Origin of the sequence: Chryseobacterium sp. c4a (assembly GCF_009900745.1) — a bacterium.
Taxonomy (GTDB): Bacteria; Bacteroidota; Bacteroidia; order Flavobacteriales; family Weeksellaceae; genus Chryseobacterium.
The window spans coordinates 773,882-792,949 of the sequence record NZ_WXVU01000001.1 but is presented as its reverse complement, the minus strand read 5'-3'; the positions used below and the strand labels follow the sequence as shown (position 1 = coordinate 792,949).

Genomic DNA, 19,068 nt, shown 5'->3' with positions numbered 1-19,068 from the left:
ATTTATCTTAGATTGTATGCTTCTACAATGTATAATGGGTTTTGATCTTTAAGGTATTGTTTCAACGCCTGAAAGTTTAAAGTTATCTTTTTCCTCTTTTAGCCAAAAAACAAATTGGGCTCCTTCATGACCGTCTCCAAATTCATTTGGGCGAGCAATGGTGTACAATACGATATAATCTCTGTCTTTGAAGCCGGAGTCAGATCCGTCATAGGAAAACTTTATTTCATTTCGGTTCAGTTTATCAATCAGATCTTTATTGAAAATCTTAGTGGTATGTTGCTTGTAAAAAACATCTTTTTTAATCAATGAACTCTTTCTCGGAGTATCTTCAAAACATAGATAACAGTACACTTTTGGAGTCGTTAACTGATTCAATGCAACATAATCTTTCTGTATAATGAGATGAATTATTTTTTTGATAAATGCTTCAGCCTTTGTTTGCAGCGGCTGATTTCCTGATTGTGTTTGTCCATAACATATAAACTGTAATCCAATTAGAAAAAATAATGAAAGGTATTTCGTAAACTTCATTTTCAATATTTTTGGTGATTGTATTCTTATTATTTCCTTGTAATCATTCTCTTTTCAATTCCGGTTGCATTCATTACCAATTCCATTTTTTAACATGGAAACCACCAGCTGATTGAATATATTCTGTTGTTTTTAAAGTATATATTAATGTGTCCATCAGAGACTCCATTGTTATCTTCTCTTAATGTGATCATGGGAAGTTCTCCTTCACTATATGTTTCTAGATGGCTCAAGTTTCGTACTGAATTGGGAAATATCTTTTTAATATCCTCCAACGTAGTTTTTGAATCGATTCTGATTCCTTTGTACAGAATAAAATTTCCATTGAGAAATCTAAAGCTGCTAACTCCTACTTTCTTTTCGCTATTTTCAAAACATGAACTGTTTTTATAAAGATATTTATCGTTTACGTTTCCATCTTCAAAAATATAGGCACATGGCTGTTCATCAGCCATTAGTTTAGTACTATCTGCCTTTCCGAAAACCTTTTCAAAATCATTAAGATCAAAAATCCTTTTGACCTTACCATTAAACCGGATATCTTCAGCCAGCATTACGTCATCCTGCCCATCTTTTATTGTCTCTGAAATCTTATGGGTATGGTGTATGGTGGAATCTGTTTTATCTTTATTTTCTTTTAATTCAGTCTTGGCTGGTATAATAGATTGAGCTTCCTTTTTCTTCTCACAAGCCTGCATCAAAATGACAAAAAATACAATAGAATAATACTTCATATATTAATTTTACTTATAGGGGTAAAACAATCTGATTGAAAAACAAAGTTTTATCCCATCAGAACAGTTTTTATCAATACTAAAGTACAAAAAACAATTCCTATCTCTAGCTTTACCGTTCCAAAATCTAAAATAATGAATAATAGCATTTTATCTTTTTATGATTTATTTTTATTTTGTATTTTTAGTATTCTATTAAAAACTAAACCTTTATAACATTTAATACATGCCTAATATTTATCATTCTTTACTGATTGGCTCATCAAAGGAAAAAGTATACAGCGCCATCAGCAGCCAGTCTGGATTGTCTGCATGGTGGACTCCCCATACAAAAGCCAATACAGAACCCGGTAGTATTGCCAGATTTTCTTTTGGCCCCGACTATTTTAAAGAAATGAGAATTGTAAAACTTACTCCTTTTGAGGAAGTTCAATGGCATTGTATTACAGGTGCCCATGAATGGATAGGAACGGATATTTCCTTTCACCTTATTTCCGGAGATAAGGAAACATTGCGTAAAATGCACCCCGAATTAGAAGGACAGATAGAACAGTTGGTATACGATAGCGGAACCTTATTATTTTTTAATCATAAAGGTTGGGAAACCTACTCTCCTATGTTTGCAGAATGCAACTATACTTGGGGACAGTTTCTGAGAAGCTTAAAATTATTATGTGAAACAGGAAAAGGAAAACCTTGGCCTCATCAGCACCGAATATAATATTCTTATATTTTTTTGATCAATTGATTTAGTCTCCCAATTCAAGCTGATTCTTTACCAGATTATAGTAATCTGCTTTTTTATTAACAAGCTGTTGATGGTTTCCTTGCTCAACGATATTCCCATGCTTAAGCACAATAATCTGATCAGCATTTTTAACGGTACTTAAACGATGTGCTACAATAATAACTGTTTTTCCTTTAAAAAATGAAAGCAGATTGTGATGAATAATACTTTCATTCTCTGCATCCAATGCAGAGGTAGCCTCATCGAATAAAATGAAGTGTGGGTTTTTATACACTGCTCTGGCAATAAGTATTCTTTGTTTTTGACCTCCTGAAATACCGTTTCCAGCAGATCCTATTTTTGTATTTACACCTAAAGGAAGCTCTTCTATAAAACTCTTTATATTAGCAATCCGTAATGCATTTTCAAGTTTTTGCTCATCTATATTTTCATCATTGGTAGCAATATTCCTTTCTATTGAATCTGAGAATATAAAGCCATCCTGCATGACTACTCCACAATTCTTACGCAAATCTTTAGGTGAAATATCTTTTATATTAAGATGATTAAAGCTGATCTCACCTTGTACCGGTTCATAAAACTTTAATAACATTTTCATCAAAGTAGTTTTTCCACTGCCACTAGCTCCTACAATGGCTGTTATTTTTCCTTCCGGAATAAAAAGATTAATATCTTTTAGAACAAATGGCGACTGAGGCCCTTCATACTGAAATGACACATTCTTAAAATAAATACCTTTCTGTATGCCGTTTTGCTCTGTATATTGAGGACTAAGTAACGGTAAATGGCTATCCTTTTCTTCTTCAGGATGGTTTTGTACTTCATTCAAGCGGGCTAAACTTAATTTTGCATCTTGTAAAGACCGGAAAAATGAAATCAATTGGCCTATGGGAGAATTCATTTGTCCAATAATATATGAAACACTTAACAAGGCTCCCAATGTCATATTTCCTTTGACAACAAATGATGCAGCAAGAAAAGTTACTACAATATTTTTCAGTTGATTAATAAAGTCAAAACCAGAAAGCTGAAGCTGATCAAGTTTTAAAATACGAATATTGATTTTAAATAATTTTTGCTGTATTCCCTCCCACTTTTGTCTTTTGTAGTCTTCAAACTGATTAAGTTTTATTTCGGATACTCCGTTGATGATCTCATAGATTGATTCTTGGTTTTCACTTTTCTGCTGAAAACGAAAGTAATCCAATATTTTCCTTTTGTTCAGCCAATACAAAGACCAGACAACAGAAATGACTGTAAAAATTACATATACTGCTAAGATCCGGAAGTCGTAATACCAAAGAACTCCAAAAAACACAGAAAATGTAATCATCGAGAATAAGGTTAAAAGACTTTGAGAGGTAAGAAAATTCTCAATTCTCTCATGATCCTGGATACGTTGATTAAAGTCTCCCATAAGCTTAGTATCAAAAAACTTAATAGGAAGTATTAAAAGTTTTTTTAAGAAGTCTGAAATAATCTGAATATTTATTTTAGTCCCTAAAATCAGCATAATCCAGTTACGGAAAATCCCAAAAATGATATTCCCCATAAAAAAGGCAAGTTGAGCCAACAGGATATAAGTAATAATTGACAGATTTTTTTGGGCAACTCCCTCATCAATAAGTTTCTGTGTAAGGATAGGAAATACTAAAGTAGTGAGTGTTCCGGCAAGCAGTAAAAAAAACAATTGAAATATTTGTTTTTTATATGGCTTAAAAAAGTTCAACATATATTTTGCTGAAATTTCTTCCTCTTCTGGCGGAATTTGTTGATAAAACTCGTCGGTAGGTTCCAGGAAAAGAGCAACTCCTTTTTCACCATCAGATAACCAGGATTTTTTAAACTTATCTTCCGACAAGGAAACCGTTCCATGTCCGGGATCAGCAATCTTATAAATAAGTTTATCAGAATAAATACTTTTTGATATTTTATAAAGAACCACAAAATGATTTTGGTTCCAATGGAGAACACAAGGCAAAAGATCACTATTGAGATCCTGTGGTCTCAATTTACCTGCAATGTGTTTTAAGTTTATTTTTTCTGCGGCTTCGCTTATTCCCAACAATGATACTCCTTCACGGGTAATAAAACTTTTGTCCCGAAGATACTGCAGCCCAAAATCCTTCCCATAATAAGCACAAATCATGGCAAGACAAGCTGGGCCGCAGTCCATTTGGTCATGTTGGGGAATGAACTTAAACATATTCTACATTTATAATATGATGTTCATTAAGTAGGTCTATAACATATTCTTTGATTGAATGATCCCAGGAATCATCTAATACATCAAATATTTCCATTTTGTTCAATTTCGAGCCTTTATTAAGCTCTTCTATAAGATTCAAGAAAGAATCATTACTATTCATATTAATCTTTTTACCTCTGATAAACAAATGCAGAAGCTCATCCTGATAATATAGAATCTTAAATGGCTGAACAATTTGTACATTAAAATCCTGAGAATGATCTACTTTTTTGGCCTTAGGAAAAGGAGATTCCCAAAAACCACAATTACTGTACAGGGCTATTTTATAATCTCTATAAGCATCCTTCAAAAGATCAACAAAGCTTAATTCAGAAAGGTTTTCGCCAATAAATAGATCCTCAATATCATTAAAATTGTTCAACTCATCATAACCTGATAAATCCATCGGTAAAATATCAACGCTTTCATTCACATTCTCCGTTAGAAAGTTGTCCATAATTTTTTTGAAAAGAGCCGTCTTCGTATGGTTATTAAACCACAGGGTAAGACCTATAGACAAATCATCAGATTTACCTACATGATACTCACCATAAGGCATAAAATAGATATCACCATTGGCAAAATCAAATACATTGGCATGATCAAGAATTTCCTCAATATTGGTATTATTAAATCTTTTCTCAGGTTCTACCAGCTGATCATAAGTATTCCTGTCCCAGGTGTACATGGTCTTATTGCCTTTTCCTAAATGGAAATGCATTACATTTTCTCCGATTCCATCGGTATGTATACCTAGAGGAGTCCATCCATAATTTCCAATAAAAATGGTAAAAGTAACCCCTAGCCTAGGAATGCCTACACTGCTCACTAAAGGCTGTATCTTTTTGGCAATTTGCTCTACCAATGATGGGTTAAATTTTTCGCCTCGATTAATGATAATACCATATTTTTTATCTCCAAAACATCTATCAGACCAATCTTCAAATGTCTCGCCCTCTTCGGGAATAGAGGTTTCGAAGAACAGTTCTAATTCTTTTTCGGTGAGTGTTTTGCCTTCAATAAATAATCTGAATCCATAATTAGGAGCTTTGTTCTTAATAATCAATCTTATGATATCTAAAACTCCGGCTCTCATTTCTTCAGTTTCATCATGAGGCATACAATCAGAAAAAACGTTTGTTTTTTTGAGAGAATCGGTATTATCCAGGAAATCATCCCACCATTCTTTAGTGAATTTATTTTGAGTCAGAGTACTCATAATCCATAAATTTCATTATACATTTTCTTCACATCCGATTTTGCTTTCTGAAAATCCGGATTACTTGATGATACATTATTTTTTAGTCTTAGTTCAATCTTCATCGAATACCCTTGAGTTGTTATCGATTCAAAATAAATACTGTTATCATTAACATACTGGCTTCCATCAAACTGAGGAAAGTTCGCTGAAACAACATTTAAAACTCTTTGTTGTAATGCCTGATTATAAGCAAGAGAAATGGCTATTGAGGTATTATTTTCACTATAAGAATAAGTGATTCCTGCTGCAGTAACTCCTGCATTAGCTATAGGTGTAGTGGGAGTACTTTGCCCAGATATCGTAATAGACATAAAAATTAAGCTTAAAATTAAAAGTATTTTTTTCATAATATTTTGATTTAAAAGCCTTGAGGGATTTACCCTCAAGGCAAGTGAATGAGTTACACCAAAATAGTTGTTGGTGTTTGAGGAGTTTGAGGAGTTTGCGGCGACAACTGCTGTTGCTGTTGCTGCTGTTGTTGCTGCTGTTGTTGTTCTTGATATCCTCCTTTAATCATTTTTTTCTCAAGAGGTGATAAGATTTCGATTCCTAGGAATGCAGCTGGGTTTAATTGCTTCTTTTCCATTTTAATTTGATTTTGAAATTAGTGCTTACTCTTTGTAAGGATTTTCAGCTTTCTCCTTTTTAGTGATCACTTTTTTTATAGTCTGTTTCTGCTTTCATTATCAGAATTGACTGTTTTATTATTCATTTTTTGCTTATTATCAAAAGTGTATTGAAAAGAAATCAACCATCCTCTCGTTACCCTCTTTTGATAAAAATTAAAATCAAAGTCTCTATAATGTGACAGGCTTTTGTCTCTTTGGGTATTAAAAAGATCAAATATTTTAAACTTGATTAATATCTGCCCATCCTGTATTGATTTTTGAAATGCGATATCCATCTTATAATTGTGAGCCATATCTACATTTCTATATTTACTGGTTGTTGTATAATTATTAAAGAGCTCAATAAGAGTAGTCTTTGATATCTTAAACTGGGCATATACATTATTATAAAATGCAATTCCTTGAATAGACTGAAGGTCTATAGGTTTAAACACATTATAAAAAATCCCTGTTGTCAGATTAAGATATACTCCTTTAAAAACATCTGAGTTATAGGTATAATCTAATCCGTATCCTTGCGCACTTCCATAATTCAAAGGTTGGTTATAGGTTATTTCATTTACATTATAATACACGTTGTGGATCATATTTTCAGTAAGGGCTGCATACAATGAAACAGTCTGTTTATTCTGAGTATAATCCAGATAAAAATTATAATTATACTGAGGCAATAAATTTGAATTTCCTATCTGATATAAAAAGTCATTTTGTTTAATTACAAATGGATTCAAATCCCTAAATGAGGGTCTCACAATACCACTTTTAAATGCAAATGAAATATTCTTATTATTTCCAAGATCATACTTATAAAATAAGCTTGGAAAAACCTTAGTATAGTCTTGTTTTACCTCTTGTCCATTAACTCTATTAAATCCTTTTATTGTTGTATTTTCTATTCTCAGCCCTCCTTTCAGAAAATGTTTTCCAAAAGTTTTACTCCCCATCGCATATCCAGCCACAATATTCTCACGGTTATCAAAATTCTGTTTTTGATTCAGATCCTCAGACCATTCCATATTGTCTATATAATGTACATCAAGCAAATTATCTCTCTTTACACTGGCCAGCTTTATTCCTGCATTGAGTTCCCAATTTTGTTTCAACTTCTGCGTCCAATCTAGCTGTCCTGTATAATATTTAGAAACAAAATGAGTTTCATACAAAAAGTGGCTGTCTTTCTGTGGACTTTCTGGATAGGCAGAAATAACATCATTAAAAGGTTTCATAATATTTCTTCCTACATCCCCAATGAATTTAATGGAGCTTCCCAAGTCATCAGTTTTTAATGTATAATTGACTGTTAGATACCATAAATCTGATGGTGAAGCTGACAATGAATTATTTCTACTATTTACAGTCTGTATATCTTCATTGAAGATGTTCAGCGTTCCTTCAGAATTCATTTTAGAATTGCTCTTGCTGTAATATCCTTCTATCCCTATTGTATTCTTATCATTAGGATAATAAACAGATCCTAAACGAAAACTTGTATTATCATAATACTGTTTAAACCTATTTTCATTAATATTCCGTTGCCCATCCCAGTATTTAAAAACTCCGTTGGAGGTTCCATAGTCATTATTTTCATTATAGCTTATATCAGAATACATATTCCATTTTTCATCTCCATAATTGATGTTCAAACCGCCATTATAAACCTGATATTTTTCTTTTCTGAATAAATAATACGTTTTTGCGATTGCCCGAAGCCCTTTCGGATTTCTTTTTAACACAATATTTACAACCCCTCCTGTAACAGTAGCATCCTGATCTGCAGATGCCATATCCTGAATTTCTACTCTCTTGATTTCTTCTGAACTTAAACTTTGTAAATATGAATTCAACTCTGATCCTGATAAATTCATTTTCCTTCCATTAATGAGAACACTTACCTCTTTATTTTTAAGAGTGAGTTCTCCGGCAGCATTTACATTCAGTTTGGGACTTTTCTGTAAAACTTCAAGCCCGCTATTTCCTTTTGATAAAACACTATTCTCAACATTGAAAAAAGTCTTATCTCCTACTTGCTCTATAACTTTCTTCGTAAGAACAATTTCCTGAATCGCTTTTTCATCTCTCCCGGATACATTAAATTTTTCCAGGATATCTCCATTGATTACAATATTTTTCCTATATATATGGATCCCATTATCAAATATTTCACAGATGTAATTTCCATTTTCAGGTAATTTCAAATTGAACTTTCCTTCCTTATCACTAAGGGTTGTTTTTCTGATATTCCCTTTGCTAATAATTATTTCAAGATAGGATACTGATTGACCGCCATTGCTAAAAATACTTCCATGTATACTTTGCGCTTGCAAGATATTCCCTGTAAAAAAAAGACCTAAAAGGTAAAATAGACACTTGAGTTTTGGCATAGCATATTCATTATGTACAATATGGCAATCATTTCAAAAAACAATTTGATTATTTTTTTGGTGGTATGCCTTTAGGTTCCTGATCAATATCAGGTTCAATCTCCTGATATTCTCCTGAGCGTAAAGTATCTATCTTGTTACTATCCGTTCCGAAAGAAGTAGGCACAACATTTGAAGATATTATTTTAGAATTTTTTACTGATAGACTTTTACTTGGCAGCTCTTCTTCAAAATCATCTCCTCTACAAGAGATTAACGAGGCTGAGAATAATAAAAGCAGGCAACTATAAATTCTTATCTTTTTCATAATCAATATTTTTGCTTTTCTAAAAGTAGGATAGCTTAATCCAGGATTCCAAATATTGACAACACCTACGATGCTACACTTATAAAAAGTATTTTTACAAGTATTAAGATGATGATATATTTATAAAAAAGATCTTTATAAATATAAATTTAATTTTACAAAACACTGAAAATCAAATAATTGAAATTTCATTAAAAAATATCACACATATATGATATTTTTTTTCTACATTGCTTATAATGAAGCAATATTTTCAATTTCATTTATATAAAATAGGTATTTTATTCTTCTGCATTCCTTTGTTTTCTGCTCAGGATTTAAACAGTTATGGAATAAAAACATCTTATTCTGATCTTGAAATGAAAATAGAAACGTTGGAAAAAAATCCCCCGGAGCAATGGAAATACATCACCTATTTTATTAAAAAGGCTAAACAAGAGAATAACTTACCTCAGCTAGGTCATGCTTATCTTCTTGCCAGTTTTAGTAAAAAAGGAGAAGAACAAATCAAATATGTAGATAGTACTGTTGCTTTAGCAAAAAAAATAAAAGACAATAACCTTATAGGAGACAGTTATCTTTCCTTAGGAATGGCCTATGCCAGCAATGAAAACTACCCCAAAGCCCTTGACAGTTATTTAAAAGGCTATCATTATATCCAAAAAGAGCATGATCAATATCTCATTCATAATGCAAAATATCAAATAGCAACAGTAAAAAACTATATGGGATCCTATGAAGAAGCGGATCAGCTATTTGAAGCCAGTGTCCATTTTTTCAGGCAAAATCATGAAAAGGTAAAAGGAACTGATTATAAATATTATTATCTATATGCACTCATTAATTATATTGATAATAATACTCATATTCATCAGCTTAAAAAAAACATTGATTTGATCAATGAAGGAAAAAATTTTATCAAAGAAAATAAAAATTTTCAACAGTATTATCCCTACTTTATCTCTGCAGAAGGAGTAAATCTATACTTTGAAAAGAATTATACAGCTTCTATAACCAAATTAAATGAAGCTTTGAAACTCTATAATGATAACTGGAAACATCTTACGAATAAGTTTTATCTGGGAATGTCTTATTGGAAACTGGATCAAAGGGAAAAAGCATTACTTTATTTTCAGGAATTGGATAAAGATTACGATGATACCGGAAAACTAGACCCTTTTTTTCGACCTGCTTTTGAAAACCTCATCCTTTATTATAGAGAAACAGGTAATATTGAAAAACAGCTGGATTACGTCAATAAGCTCATTCTACTGGATAAAGTATTTGAAAAAGACTATCAATATTTATCCAATACGCTAAACAAAGAATATGACACCAAAAGGCTTATAACCGAAAAATATACCCTAGAAAAAAAGATCAAAAGGCAGCATTATATATATCTATCTCTCTTAGTCTTAGGTTCTATCATTATCATTGTTCTTATCGTTCTTTTGAAAAAATATTACGATAGAAAAAGATATTTTAAAAACTTGTATGAAGGTTTTCTAAAAGGAAAGGAACAGGTAGAGGAAAGTTTGCTACAGGAAAATCAAATTGAAAAAGAAGAGACTTATTATAATGAGCTGGATATAAACCCCCTTACTGTTGAAAAAGTTTTAGTAGCACTCTCTCAATTTGAAGACGAAAAACAGTTCTTAAAAAAAGAAACCACTCTTCCTTTATTGGCTAAAAAATGTGGTACCAATACTTCCTATTTATCAAAAATAATCAATCATTATAAACATGCTAATTTCGCTGAATACCTCAACAATCTCAGACTAGAATATATTGTTAATCAATGGAAAACAAAACGAAAAACACGATATATGAGTCTTCAGGACATCGCGAGCAAAGCAGGTTATAATTCTACACAGGCATTTGCAAAAAACTTTCAGGAAAGGTATCGCATACCTCCATCTTACTTTTTGAATCGTCTGAGTGAAGAAGAAAATAAAAATGTTCTCAATAATTAGGAGACTATTGTATTTCTTTTGCTTTTTGAATTGTTTCTTCAGTATTTTGCGTCAAAATGCCAGGTACGAATAACTCTCTCGGAGTATTATTGATGTGATATAAACGTTCAGTTGGAAACTGAACACTTATTTTGGTTCCAGTAAGTTGAAAATTTGAAATAGCTCCGAGTAATCCCGCCATTGGAGTTCCAATAATCTGGGCACGTTTCATCCCGTCAAATCCAATTGCAATTCCTTCTCCCATACTTCCTGTCCATCTTCCCACCAGGATATAAACATTTCCTTTATAGTTCTTTTTTCTAGGTGTTACATATTCCACCCAATGTCTTTTTGTATCATATTCTTTTTCATCAAATTCGTGAATTTGATAAGGCAAAACGTCTTGAATAAATCTCCCCATTATTACCCGGGCCACAGTAGAAGTTCCTCCGCTTGGAGTTTCTGTTAAATCAATTATCAGATTTTTATAGGGTAAAAACTCGTCCACAGCCTTATCAAACTCAGCAATTACGCCATCATTACCTAATGAATTATTAATTTTAATGTATGCGGTATTTTTATTGACTACTTTTTTAGATAATAATTCATTTACCTCTTCGCATGTAATAGGTTGAAACACCTTTTCTTTGCCATCTTCCAAAACAGTGATTGTTCTTTGTACATCATGAGTTCCGGCAAAAAGCATATCCGTTGCATACCGATACATTTTTTGATTATGGTGATGGGTAAATTTAGGAAGGAATTGCGCCAATTGTTCTTCCACTGGCTTTCCATTGAAAAGTACAACTTCCATCCCGATTTTCAATCCAGACAGATCCGCACCAAAACCCTTTCTTAAATCTTTGATAAAATACCGTCCGTTTATTTTTTCAACATACATATCAGATTCTGATGGAATTAATCTATTCGATGTGCTTAGATTGATATTTAAAGAATTATGCCCATTGTATAATTCATGCAGCATATCTTCAAGCAGCCTCACAAATTCTGAATCTTTGGTTACCTTTTTTGATTGTGGTTCATAGATATCTCGAACTTTTTTCCAATCAATATGTTGTTGATCCAAATAGGCATAACGACTATTTATATTAGACCAGAACTCGAGAAAGTCGGTTTGATATTTCGTTTGGGCAAAAGTGAGATTTCCAAAAGGTAAAGAGAAAATTACTAAAATTAATCTGGTCACATGGTTTACTTTCATACATTATTTTGTGAATACTTTGAGCATAATAACTATCCACACTATAAATTTAATGAATTTAATATTATATACATCAATCAATTACTTATTAAGCAGTTTAAAAGTAATCATCTTCATCCCAGAATTAATTGTAATTTTTCAAAAAACACTTTTACCGCAATATATTTATAGATTTAATATTAATAAACTTAATGAAACTATTCAAGAATATTTTCTCTACAACAATTAAATAATCAATTCCGGTTTCTGAAATGGTGTTTGAAAGTTGAAGGCATATTCAGAAGATCCGTTCTGTTGTAGATATTCTAAGCGTTCGAGTGCTTCTTCTATACTTGGATATTGGTTATCTTTGATCCACCAGAGTACATAGTACGCTTTCCCATATTTTTGAAACCACTCTCTTCTTCTTCGTAAAAAATCAACATGAAATGTTTTATAGGTAAAGTGTTCCAGTGATTCCTGGTCTTCCCACACCGAAAGATTAATAATAATTTGTTCATCATGAAATGGATTAAAACCGGTAGCATTATTGTCTTCATCTTTTAATCTCCAGACAAAACCCTTACTTTCTTCTGCCAATTGATTCACTGAATCAAAATGCTCAACAAATTCTTTCATTACCGGATCATCAATATTGACTCCAATCATTTTGGCTACGTTAATCTGTGCTAATTGATACATTTTATTATTTCCTGTTTTATGTCTATTATTGTGTAAAAATAGGGTCTGTAACCTTAGCATAAAATAACTATCAATTTAGATACTATAAAAAAATATGGAAAAAGAGTGTGAAACGTCTTACATCAACGTAGGGCAAAAATCTTATCCCTGTGCGGTAAGTTTTGTGATGGATCTTATTGGCGGAAGATGGAAAGGAGTCATTCTTTGTCATTTAAAAAACGGAGACAAACGGTTTGGAGAGCTCAAAAAGGAACTTTCTTTTATTACAGAAACAACTTTAAGTCTTCAACTGAGGCAATTGGAAAGAGATGGGCTCATTACCAGAACTGTTTTCGGAACAAAGCCACCTGTAAAAGTAGTGTATAGTTTATCCGATTTGGGAACTTCATTCCTTCCTTTGCTGGATAATATCAATGATTGGGGCAAAAATATTTTAGAAAAAAAGTAACATCTTAAAAACCTGACCGATTGCTCAGATTTTTAAGATGTCTATTTAGCTTAATACGCTTTATTTCCTTTAATCGTTAAGGCATGCTTAGTTTTTATTGAAGGGCAGCATCTTCCGTCCTCTTCAGTATATTCCAGTTTTTCTACGATAATTTTTCCATTTTTAATCGTATCAAAAGCAAAGAGGTAATCCGGCTCATATCCCGCAATCACTTTAACGCTATGTCCGTCATTTTTATATAATGATAATCCTTGTCCTATCAGAGCATTTCCTCCTTCAGGTGCTATATTCCAGTAAATAGCGACATCGTCTATTCCGTCCCCGGTAAAATCTCCTACATGAGGATCCTGAAGATCAATAACTCCATCATCGTAGGTTTTAAGAATTTTAGGTAAATAAGCTTCAAATTGTTTTACAGCCAATTTCACGGCTTCCTCTTTGGAAATCCTGTTTTGGGAAGCGGCTGATTCTTTTTCTTTGGATGAAGATTTTTCTTCTTTCAATACATCTTTTGTGTGCTCCTTACGATCAGAATTGTTACAGCTTGTGAGCATAGCCAGCAGCCCTACCATACCGATAACCTTTTTCATATATTTTGTATTTCCCATGTTAAAATTGAGGGGATAAATATACTTCAATATGATAGTTCCATCTCAATTTTAAACAAATTTTAAATCTCTTTTGAAAATTCACACTCCAAACTGTCGCAAATGGTGATCCATATGTTTGTATGCAGCAATTCCCCATTCATGAGTGGAAATATTACCAAAAGCCGGATGGGAAAGTGTTAAAGGGTGAGTATTTACAGGAAACTCATGAATTAAACGAATAAACTCATTTCTATATTTTTCAAAATAGAGATCATTGGTTTTTCCTTTGGTATTGTGTCTGGATTCACTTTGAATGTTTTTTTTAAAATTAGGCGCAAGATAAAGAGCCAGAATTCTTAAAAGGTATTGCTTTATTTTAGTTCTTTCATTGCCTCTGCTTTCCTCTAAAATTTGTTGATTACACGAATTACAGTGAAGAAGCATTTCACTGGCTGTCATGATTCCCCATTGAGGCTGGTGAGTAGCTGACAGATTATTAACTCTTGTAACAAGGAAATCCGCTGCCTCTTTTTTTAAAAGATTTTTTTTCATGGTAATGGTAATTTTATACTATAAAAAATCAATTTGTAACTATTAAAATACTTTTCCTATTTCCGTCTTCTTTTCAAATTTTAATGGTGTAATATTACTACAAATAAGTATAGATCAATTAATTATTTAATCAAATTTTTCATCCATAAATGGGAATCGATATCGGAAGGAATCGAATATTTTTTACAGAATCTGGTTTTTCGTATTTCTACAGCATGCACTGCTACTGAAGTATAAGTTGCAATTTGTTTGGTTGAAAATCCAAGAATCAGCCGGTGCTTTTTTATCAGAATCACCTTTTTTTTCAGCTATAAGCAAAGAAATTCACTTTTTACCAGTCGTATATCAGTATTTATTAACTATAAGATAAAGCTCAGAGATCAATCTTTTGAGCTTTATCTATTCTGAAGAAATGCTATCCTTTTGTGTTTCTTAGATCAGCGTTTTTGTGTGCCTCTGCTAATATTGAAAATCATTTAATGATTCTTCATAATTAGGAATAAACCCAGGGAAAGCAGTTCCTTCTATTCTGTAAGTAACAACATCAGTTATCCCTACATAAGCTTTTAAAACATCTTTTATATAATCGGAGATATAATCATTTTGCTGATGATCTGAAACTTTTTTGCCACCTGAAGCAACTGCCAAATAGACTTTTTTATTCGTAATAAGTCCTACTCTATTCCCCGTTTGATCAAATCTGTACGTAATACCTACCCGAACCAGTTGATCAATCCAAGCTTTAAGATGAGCAGAAATTGAAAAATTATAGGTAGGAGTACTTATAACAATAATGTCTGCTTCATTAATTCTGCCTACTAAATTCTTAGCATATTTCAAATCTTCAAAAGAATGATAAGCAGGATCTTCCGGTGACATATAAAATCCCTGAATCATCGTATTCGTAAATAATGGCGGATGCTCCTCTACCAGATCCCATGTTTTAATCCGGATTGAAGGGTCTTTGATTTTTAAAGTATTAATTATTTCTTTACCTAATTGTCTACTATAAGAATCGTTTCCTCTAGCACTTGATGTGATATGCAAAATCATTTTCATATATTAAATTTTTTATTTTTGTCATTATGATTAAAGTATAAAAGGGATAAACAATATCTTCAAGCTTTTCCAATATCATCAGATTATTTAGTATTCTCTACCATAATTTCATCTTCAGAAACAAAAAAAATATTCTAAAGCTAAAATTTTGACCATACCAAAAGCCCTTATTACATTTCCGAAATAAAGACACACAGTGTAATTCATTTGTGACAAACTTTTAAGCATTTTTTATCAGGGTAAATAATGAGAATTCCTATGAACGGAAGTAGTGGAGCTCCAACTAGAACGACAAGACAGATTATGCTGGATGGAGAAGTATATAAAAAGTAGAAGTAAGATTGATAGGAGTCTTTACAGGTGCCAACCAGGGTAACATTATTTTTGTTAAGGCAATTGTCAACAACAGGGAATATTCTTTTTCAGACTTCAATACCAACTATAGCTGTTCTGCTTGTCTATTGAACAGTGTATGCTAATGGTTAGAAAACATAAATCGCGGCAAACTTAGTTTACCGCGATTTATTATTAGTAGTAATCGTTATTGAAACTTCTTACTTTACTTCTTCAAAGTCTGCATCTTGTACATCTTCAGCACCAGCGTTGTTTCCGCCAGCGTTTTGAGCACCAGCATCAGCACCCGGCTGTTGACCTGCTGCATATAATTCTTCAGAAGCTGCCATCCATGCTGCATCTAACGCTTCAGTTTTAGCTTTTACGTCATCAACATTTTTAGCTTCGAAAGCAGTTTTCAATTCTCCGTGAGCTGCTTCAATTGCTGCTTTTTTGTCAGCAGAAAGTTTTTCACCGAATTCTTTTAATTGTTTTTCAGTTTGGAAGATCAATCCATCAGCTTTGTTGAAGATCTCAACTTCTTCTTTTCTCTTAGCATCAGCTGCAGAGTTTTCCTGAGCTTCTTTTTTCATTCTTTCGATTTCTTCATCAGAAAGACCTGAAGAAGCCTGGATTTTGATAGACTGCTCTTTACCAGTTCCTTTATCTTTAGCAGATACACTTAGGATACCATTTGCATCAATATCGAAAGTTACTTCAATTTGAGGAACTCCTCTTGGTGCTGGTGGAATATCTGTAAGGTCGAATCTACCGATTTCTTTGTTATCGTTGAACATAGATCTTTCTCCTTGTCCTACTCTGATGCTTACCGCTGGCTGGTTGTCAGAAGCTGTAGAGAATACTTCAGATTTCTTAGTTGGGATTGTAGTATTCGCTTCAATTAATTTAGTGAATACAGAACCCATAGTTTCGATACCTAAAGAAAGTGGTGTAACGTCAAGAAGTAATACGTCTTTTACGTCTCCTGTTAATACTCCTCCCTGGATTGCTGCACCAATAGCTACAACCTCATCCGGGTTAACTCCTTTAGATGGTTTTTTACCGAAGAATTTTTCTACTTCTTCCTGGATGATTGGGATTCTTGTAGAACCTCCTACCAAGATTACCTCATCAATATCAGAAGTTGATAAACCTGCATCTTTTAATGCTTTAGCAACTGGCTCCATAGATCTTCTTACTAGATCTGCAGATAATTGCTCGAATTTAGCTTTAGTTAAAGTCTTCACTAAGTGTTTAGGCCCTGTAGCTGTAGCAGTAATATATGGTAAGTTGATCTCAGTTTGTGGAGAAGAAGATAATTCGATTTTTGCTTTTTCAGCAGCTTCTTTCAATCTTTGAAGTGCAATTGCATCTGATTTTAAATCTACACCTTCTTCAGCTTTGAACTCATCAGCCATCCAGTTGATGATCACATCATCAAAGTCATCACCTCCTAAGTGAGTATCACCGTTTGTAGATAATACTTCGAATACACCATCACCTAAATCAAGGATAGAGATATCGAAAGTACCACCACCAAGGTCATAAACAGCAATTTTCTGATCTTTATGGTTTTTATCAAGACCGTAAGCTAACGCTGCAGCTGTAGGCTCGTTGATAATTCTTTCTACTTTAAGACCAGCGATTTCACCAGCTTCTTTAGTAGCTTGTCTTTGAGCATCGTTGAAGTATGCAGGAACAGTGATTACTGCTCTTGTCACCTCTTGTCCAAGATAATCTTCAGCAGTTTTCTTCATTTTCTGAAGAGTCATTGCAGAAATTTCTTGTGGAGTATATTCTCTATCGTCAATTTTTACTTTTACAGTATCGTTTGGACCTGCAACCACTTTATAAGGTACTCTTGAGATCTCCTTAGCATCTTCTTTAAAGTGCGTTCCGATAAATCTTTTGATAGAATAAACTGTTTTAGTTGGGTTGGTTACAGCCTGTCTTTTTGCAGGATCACCTACTTTTCTTTCTCCATCTTCTGTAAATGCTACGATAGAAGGAGTTGTTCTTTTACCTTCTGCGTTAGGAATAACAACAGGGTCTTTACCCTCCATTACAGCAACACAAGAGTTGGTTGTTCCTAAGTCAATTCCAATTATTTTACTCATAATATTTTTATTTTTTTCTAATTTTTAATATTTAATTTACACTGTCTATTTCACAACATTTATACCATACCTTTTTTTGTGACAAAATGACACAATCAAGACAAAAACCCTGAAATAATCAGGGTTTTATTTTATTTAATGTGGAAATTTTTTCTCTTATCTTCCGAAAAAAGACTAGAAAAGGGATTGTTCTGACAGACGCTTTAAAAGAAAAACTGATTGAAAAACTTACTTATAGCTTTCCTTATAATCTCCTGACCATTGGTAAATACGGATACTGTCCGTTTCCAAAGGCTTACCATTGAGTAAAATTTCTATAGAATCATTATCCGGAGCAATTTTCACTTGCATATCGATCTTATTTCCTGCCTGTTTAAACGCTTCATTGGTCTTTTCCCAGTTGAAAAAAGCACGGGCATTTCGTTGTTCCTGTTTTTCTTTTCCGGTTTCCCATGTAAATACCATTTCCTGAGGAATCGCTCTTTCTTTATAAGGCATATTTAAAACCCACGGCCTTAATGCCCCTTCTTTTTCCCCGTTATAAGTATAATTGAGTACTTCAAACAATCTGAATTTTGGATTGGCAGATGTAACCACCGGACGCCAATGGTAACGCTGTCTGTAATCATCCCATTCTTTTGGACTGGCATCAGGAATAAAATATTCTTTCTGGGACTCCACATAACGTTCAGGGCTTATACGATACATCTTAAGGTATTTTTCTTTTGCTTTGGCTATCTCTGCTGGATCTGTAACAGGCTCAGCCTGATATCTTCCCAGTTCTATACGGGTATTTCCAAAATTGAGCCATACCACCACCATGCCTTTAGGGGCAAAGCCAAAAACTAATGTAGAAAAACTATCATAAGCATTAACACCATTGGAGGCACTATATCCTCTACCCAATTTCTTATATTCTTGAGTCTCGCCTTTTAAATCATCCCATCTGGAATAAGCCCGTTCCATATAATCTTTTATAATATCCACTGAAAAATCTGCATCCAGATGATAATACTTATTTTCATAATCAGCATAATAAGTAATATCTGCACCAATAGGGGTTCCATATTGTTCCGTCCACGATGATCCTGAATCTCCCCAATTCCCGGAAGAACTTCCATAAGGCAATCCTGCACGGTTTCCTTCCAACGTTTTTATTTTATCAAAAACAGGGGTAATTTCATATTTATTATCAGGCTGCGATATTTCTACCTGGAAAGCCATTTTTTTATCATCCATCTTTTGACATTGTGTAAAAATTAATAAGAAAAT

At 33.0% G+C, this 19,068-nt stretch carries 18 protein-coding genes; 3 read left to right on the top strand and 15 right to left on the bottom strand.

Annotated features, from left to right (window positions below; translation table 11 throughout):
* Window positions 1–48: 48 nt before the first annotated feature.
* A complete protein-coding gene (locus GTR01_RS03675; protein ID WP_160136499.1) occupies window positions 49–534 on the bottom strand; it encodes a hypothetical protein in 486 nt (161 codons plus the stop codon).
* A gap of 89 nt (window positions 535–623) precedes the next feature.
* The gene (locus GTR01_RS03670) at window positions 624–1,268 is read right to left on the bottom strand and encodes a hypothetical protein (protein ID WP_160136498.1); all 645 of its coding nucleotides are present in this window, start codon (window positions 1,266–1,268) and stop codon (window positions 624–626) included.
* A gap of 226 nt (window positions 1,269–1,494) precedes the next feature.
* Between GTR01_RS03670 and GTR01_RS03665 the strand changes: the two genes are divergently transcribed.
* A complete protein-coding gene (locus tag GTR01_RS03665; protein WP_160136497.1) occupies window positions 1,495–1,989 on the top strand; it encodes an SRPBCC family protein in 495 nt (164 codons plus the stop codon).
* 28 nt (window positions 1,990–2,017) lie between these two features.
* On the opposite strand, the gene GTR01_RS03660 is transcribed toward GTR01_RS03665, so the two are convergent.
* From GTR01_RS03660 to GTR01_RS03635, 6 genes are all read right to left on the bottom strand, one after another.
* Complete coding sequence (locus GTR01_RS03660) at window positions 2,018–4,222, bottom strand: peptidase domain-containing ABC transporter (protein WP_160136496.1); 2,205 nt, start codon at window positions 4,220–4,222, stop codon at window positions 2,018–2,020.
* A complete protein-coding gene (locus tag GTR01_RS03655) occupies window positions 4,215–5,483 on the bottom strand; it encodes a hypothetical protein (RefSeq protein WP_160136495.1) in 1,269 nt (422 codons plus the stop codon). The genes GTR01_RS03660 and GTR01_RS03655 overlap by 8 nt, the downstream gene beginning before the upstream one ends.
* Complete coding sequence (locus GTR01_RS03650) at window positions 5,480–5,872, bottom strand: hypothetical protein (RefSeq protein WP_160136494.1); 393 nt, start codon at window positions 5,870–5,872, stop codon at window positions 5,480–5,482. Before GTR01_RS03650 ends, GTR01_RS03655 begins: the two co-directional genes overlap by 4 nt.
* A 53-nt stretch (window positions 5,873–5,925) precedes the next feature.
* Window positions 5,926–6,111, bottom strand: coding sequence for a hypothetical protein (locus tag GTR01_RS03645; RefSeq protein ID WP_160136493.1), 186 nt, complete (start codon window positions 6,109–6,111; stop codon window positions 5,926–5,928).
* 75 nt (window positions 6,112–6,186) lie between these two features.
* Window positions 6,187–8,535, bottom strand: coding sequence for an outer membrane beta-barrel family protein (locus tag GTR01_RS03640; RefSeq protein ID WP_160136492.1), 2,349 nt, complete (start codon window positions 8,533–8,535; stop codon window positions 6,187–6,189).
* 49 nt (window positions 8,536–8,584) lie between these two features.
* Window positions 8,585–8,842: a hypothetical protein gene (locus tag GTR01_RS03635; protein ID WP_160136491.1), complete on the bottom strand. Its 258-nt coding sequence runs from the start codon at window positions 8,840–8,842 to the stop codon at window positions 8,585–8,587.
* A 239-nt stretch (window positions 8,843–9,081) separates the two neighbouring features.
* Between GTR01_RS03635 and GTR01_RS03630 the strand changes: the two genes are divergently transcribed.
* Window positions 9,082–10,815, top strand: coding sequence for a helix-turn-helix domain-containing protein (locus tag GTR01_RS03630; RefSeq protein ID WP_160136490.1), 1,734 nt, complete (start codon window positions 9,082–9,084; stop codon window positions 10,813–10,815).
* A gap of 4 nt (window positions 10,816–10,819) precedes the next feature.
* Here the strand turns inward: GTR01_RS03630 and GTR01_RS03625 are convergent, their stop codons facing one another.
* Both GTR01_RS03625 and GTR01_RS03620 read right to left on the bottom strand, forming a co-directional pair.
* Window positions 10,820–12,016 carry a S41 family peptidase gene (locus GTR01_RS03625; protein ID WP_160136489.1) on the bottom strand — a complete coding sequence of 399 codons (1,197 nt, stop codon included), beginning with the start codon at window positions 12,014–12,016 and terminating at the stop codon, window positions 10,820–10,822.
* A gap of 225 nt (window positions 12,017–12,241) precedes the next feature.
* Window positions 12,242–12,697, bottom strand: a complete 456-nt coding sequence (locus tag GTR01_RS03620) for a DUF3291 domain-containing protein (protein ID WP_160136488.1) — start codon at window positions 12,695–12,697, stop codon at window positions 12,242–12,244.
* A gap of 94 nt (window positions 12,698–12,791) precedes the next feature.
* Here GTR01_RS03620 and GTR01_RS03615 point away from each other — a divergent pair, with 94 nt between their 5' ends.
* Window positions 12,792–13,145, top strand: coding sequence for a winged helix-turn-helix transcriptional regulator (locus GTR01_RS03615; RefSeq protein WP_160136487.1), 354 nt, complete (start codon window positions 12,792–12,794; stop codon window positions 13,143–13,145).
* 50 nt (window positions 13,146–13,195) lie between these two features.
* On the opposite strand, the gene GTR01_RS03610 is transcribed toward GTR01_RS03615, so the two are convergent.
* The 5 genes from GTR01_RS03610 to GTR01_RS03590 form a co-directional block, all read right to left on the bottom strand.
* Window positions 13,196–13,735: a hypothetical protein gene (locus tag GTR01_RS03610; protein ID WP_160136486.1), complete on the bottom strand. Its 540-nt coding sequence runs from the start codon at window positions 13,733–13,735 to the stop codon at window positions 13,196–13,198.
* Window positions 13,736–13,834: 99 nt separating this feature from the next.
* Window positions 13,835–14,287, bottom strand: coding sequence for a DUF1569 domain-containing protein (locus GTR01_RS03605; protein WP_160136485.1), 453 nt, complete (start codon window positions 14,285–14,287; stop codon window positions 13,835–13,837).
* Between the two features lie 459 nt (window positions 14,288–14,746).
* A complete protein-coding gene (locus GTR01_RS03600; protein WP_160136484.1) occupies window positions 14,747–15,346 on the bottom strand; it encodes an FMN-dependent NADH-azoreductase in 600 nt (199 codons plus the stop codon).
* Between the two features lie 554 nt (window positions 15,347–15,900).
* Window positions 15,901–17,796: a molecular chaperone DnaK gene (dnaK, locus tag GTR01_RS03595; protein WP_160136483.1), complete on the bottom strand. Its 1,896-nt coding sequence runs from the start codon at window positions 17,794–17,796 to the stop codon at window positions 15,901–15,903.
* A 228-nt stretch (window positions 17,797–18,024) separates the two neighbouring features.
* On the bottom strand, window positions 18,025–19,035 hold the full coding sequence (locus tag GTR01_RS03590) for a DUF2931 family protein (RefSeq protein WP_228452142.1): 1,011 nt from the start codon (window positions 19,033–19,035) through the stop codon (window positions 18,025–18,027).
* Between the last annotated feature and the right edge of the window lie 33 nt (window positions 19,036–19,068).

Excerpts from the sequence above, each read along its gene's own strand:
- GTR01_RS03675 (WP_160136499.1), bottom strand. The coding sequence starts at position 534 with ATGAAGTTTACGAAATACCTTTCATTATTTTTTCTAATTGGATTACAG.
- GTR01_RS03670 (WP_160136498.1), bottom strand. The coding sequence starts at position 1,268 with ATGAAGTATTATTCTATTGTATTTTTTGTCATTTTGATGCAGGCTTGT.
- GTR01_RS03665 (WP_160136497.1), top strand. The coding sequence starts at position 1,495 with ATGCCTAATATTTATCATTCTTTACTGATTGGCTCATCAAAGGAAAAA.
- GTR01_RS03660 (WP_160136496.1), bottom strand. The coding sequence starts at position 4,222 with ATGTTTAAGTTCATTCCCCAACATGACCAAATGGACTGCGGCCCAGCT.
- GTR01_RS03655 (WP_160136495.1), bottom strand. The coding sequence starts at position 5,483 with ATGAGTACTCTGACTCAAAATAAATTCACTAAAGAATGGTGGGATGAT.
- GTR01_RS03650 (WP_160136494.1), bottom strand. The coding sequence starts at position 5,872 with ATGAAAAAAATACTTTTAATTTTAAGCTTAATTTTTATGTCTATTACG.
- GTR01_RS03645 (WP_160136493.1), bottom strand. The coding sequence starts at position 6,111 with ATGGAAAAGAAGCAATTAAACCCAGCTGCATTCCTAGGAATCGAAATC.
- GTR01_RS03640 (WP_160136492.1), bottom strand. The coding sequence starts at position 8,535 with ATGCCAAAACTCAAGTGTCTATTTTACCTTTTAGGTCTTTTTTTTACA.
- GTR01_RS03635 (WP_160136491.1), bottom strand. The coding sequence starts at position 8,842 with ATGAAAAAGATAAGAATTTATAGTTGCCTGCTTTTATTATTCTCAGCC.
- GTR01_RS03630 (WP_160136490.1), top strand. The coding sequence starts at position 9,082 with ATGAAGCAATATTTTCAATTTCATTTATATAAAATAGGTATTTTATTC.
- GTR01_RS03625 (WP_160136489.1), bottom strand. The coding sequence starts at position 12,016 with ATGAAAGTAAACCATGTGACCAGATTAATTTTAGTAATTTTCTCTTTA.
- GTR01_RS03620 (WP_160136488.1), bottom strand. The coding sequence starts at position 12,697 with ATGTATCAATTAGCACAGATTAACGTAGCCAAAATGATTGGAGTCAAT.
- GTR01_RS03615 (WP_160136487.1), top strand. The coding sequence starts at position 12,792 with ATGGAAAAAGAGTGTGAAACGTCTTACATCAACGTAGGGCAAAAATCT.
- GTR01_RS03610 (WP_160136486.1), bottom strand. The coding sequence starts at position 13,735 with ATGAAAAAGGTTATCGGTATGGTAGGGCTGCTGGCTATGCTCACAAGC.
- GTR01_RS03605 (WP_160136485.1), bottom strand. The coding sequence starts at position 14,287 with ATGAAAAAAAATCTTTTAAAAAAAGAGGCAGCGGATTTCCTTGTTACA.
- GTR01_RS03600 (WP_160136484.1), bottom strand. The coding sequence starts at position 15,346 with ATGAAAATGATTTTGCATATCACATCAAGTGCTAGAGGAAACGATTCT.
- dnaK (WP_160136483.1), bottom strand. The coding sequence starts at position 17,796 with ATGAGTAAAATAATTGGAATTGACTTAGGAACAACCAACTCTTGTGTT.
- GTR01_RS03590 (WP_228452142.1), bottom strand. The coding sequence starts at position 19,035 with ATGGATGATAAAAAAATGGCTTTCCAGGTAGAAATATCGCAGCCTGAT.